This window comes from Nocardioides sp. P5_C9_2 (assembly GCF_054049555.1).
This window is the reverse complement of sequence record NZ_JBFUMD010000550.1, coordinates 1-2,350: the sequence shown is the minus strand read 5'-3', so window position 1 is coordinate 2,350 and position 2,350 is coordinate 1. Positions and strand designations below refer to the sequence as shown.

Sequence of the window (2,350 nt, the reverse complement as noted above, 5' to 3'; positions counted from 1 at the left end):
GCCGCGACCAGCACGACCGCGGTCGTCAGCGAGTCCACCGGCGACGCTCCCGCCGGCGAGGGCGCGAGCCGCAATCGCAACCGTCGTCGCCGGACCCGCTCGGGCGGCTCGGCGAACTCGGCCGCGGCTCCCGCCTCCGAGTGAGGATCCCCCTCGCGGGGTGACCCGCACCTGACACGCGAGAAGACCCGGCGCCTCGTGGCGCCGGGTCTTTMGCGTGTCGGAGGTCGGGCGGAGGGTCAGCCCTTGGCGGGGACCCAGGCCCTGGCGGTGAGCGCCGGGTGGTCGCTGATGCCGTTGTAGACCTTGGCGAAGCCGGAGAACTCCGCGCCCGCGCCGAGCATCCAGTCGGGCCCGCCGAACCTGGGCACGGGGCACGGCTTCTTGGCCGTCCCGCCGTTCATGGACACGAGCGGGGTCGCCCGCGCGACCTTGGAGCAGAACTCCGAGCGCTCGTTGACGTCACCGACGACGAACACGGGCCGGTCCTTGCCGAGCATCCTCTTGACCTGGGCGATCTCCTTGGCGGTGGAGACGTCGCGCTCGGTCTCGTGGCCACCGGGGGCGTTGTGGATCGCCACCACCCAGAAGCCGCGGCCGGTCTCGCGGTCGCGGAGCCGGACATAGGGGATCGGGCGCTGCCAGCCGAGGAACGGACGCATGACGTGGCCGGTCTCCATGATCTTGACCTCGGAGGTCTTCCAGGCGATCTGGATGGCCGAGCCGCGGGTGCCGAGGGTGCGTCGCGGGAAGAAGTGGTAGCCGGGCAGCGTCTTCTGCATCTGCCGCAGCTGGTCCTTGGCCACCTCCTGGAAGGCGGAGACGGTCGCGTCCTGGTCCTGCACCCAGCGGGCCGCGCGGGAGGCACGGTCGACGCCGCCGCGGGCCATCGCGGAGCTCAGGATGTTGAAGGTCGTCAGCCGTACGCCGTACCCGTTGCGGGGGCGGCCGTCGGTGGTCGACGGGGTCGCGAGCGTCGAGGTGCTGGTCGCGGGCGTGCCGGGGTCGGCGTGGGCCGCGCCGGTCGTCAGCACGGGCGCGGTGCTGAGCCCGAGGGCCAGGACGCCGGCAGCAACGAGGGACTTGGTCGTCGAAGGCATCCGGGCACTGTAGGCAACCCCCTCGGCGTGGCGCCAAATCGGCACCGGGTGCCCGGGCCGGCCCCCGCGCGGGTCAGACCACGACGACCGTGGTGCCGCTGGACGCGAAACGCCACATCGCCACGGCGTCCGGCAGCGCCTGCCGGATGCACCCGTGGGACTGGGGGGTCCCGAGTTGCGCACGGGTCTGGAGGGGCTCGCCGAGCCTGGTGGGGATGGAGTGAAAGCCGATGGCGGCGTGCTGGCCGTGCGCGAAGCGGACGAAGTACTCCATGACGCCCGAGTCGTCGATGCCGACGGCCCACCGCGACCGCGACCAGACCTCGTAGGAGCCGGGCTGGAGGTTGTCGGTGACGCTGCCGCTGACCAGGTAGGTGCGCCGCACCCCGTCGTCGGCACCGAGCAGCCAGACCCGCTGGGCCTCCTCGCTGAACACGACCCGGCGGCCGGTGCCCGAGTCGGCGGGGACCGCGAGGGGGTCGGGCGCGGGGGCGACCGGGGTGGTCTCGGTCGGAGTGGTCCCCGTGGGGCCGGGGACCGGAGCGGGGGGCGGGGTCGTGGACCCGCTCAGCACGGCCGTCTCCTCGGCAGGCGCGGGTCGTGCGCGGTCCGCGGCTACGGCCGCGTCCCTCTCGAGGGGCAGCAGGCCCACTCCCCCGAGCACCGACACCGCCGTGACGACCGCGGACGCCGCGACCAGCACGATCCGGCCGTAGCGCGGGTGGGCGGACCGGTGGCGGGTCATCGGGTCAGGCCTTGCCCCGGGTGGTGGCCCGCTTCGGCGCGGCCTTCGACTTCCTGGCCTTGGGCCGCTGCGAGCGGATCACCAGGTTGGCGGCCACCTCGCGGTAGGCCTGCGCCCCCTTGTTGCTGCGGCTGGTCGCCAGGATGGAGCGCCCGGCGGCCGGGGCCTCGGCGAACTTGATGGTCTTGGGGATCGGCGGCTCGATGACCTCGAGGTCGTAGGTCTCGCTGATCGTCTCGAGCACGGTGCGGGCGTGGTTGGTGCGCCCGTCGTACAGCGTCGGCAGGACGCCCCAGACCTCGAGCCCACGGTTGGTGAAGCGGCGCACGTCGTGGACGGTGTCGAGCAGCTGGCCGACCCCGCGGTGCGACAGCGTCTCGCACTGGAGCGGCACCAGGACGCCGTCGGCGGCGGTGAGCGCGGCCACCGTCAGCACGCCGAGCGAGGGCGGGCAGTCGAGCAGGATCCAGTCGTAGCCCGCCTCGTCCTCGGCGAGCTGCTCGAC

3 protein-coding genes are annotated in these 2,350 nt (G+C 73.6%); all 3 read right to left on the bottom strand.

The features are described from left to right. Window positions 1-239: 239 nt before the first annotated feature. The gene (locus tag ACXJKL_RS19470; protein ID WP_457208651.1) at window positions 240-1,100 is read right to left on the bottom strand and encodes a hypothetical protein; all 861 of its coding nucleotides are present in this window, start codon (window positions 1,098-1,100) and stop codon (window positions 240-242) included. A 73-nt stretch (window positions 1,101-1,173) separates the two neighbouring features. Continuing rightward, window positions 1,174-1,845, bottom strand: a complete 672-nt coding sequence (locus ACXJKL_RS19465) for a L,D-transpeptidase (RefSeq protein ID WP_457208650.1) — start codon at window positions 1,843-1,845, stop codon at window positions 1,174-1,176. A gap of 4 nt (window positions 1,846-1,849) precedes the next feature. Beyond that, the coding region (locus ACXJKL_RS19460) for a ParA family protein (protein ID WP_457208649.1) at window positions 1,850-2,350 on the bottom strand (501 nt) is incomplete at its 5' end.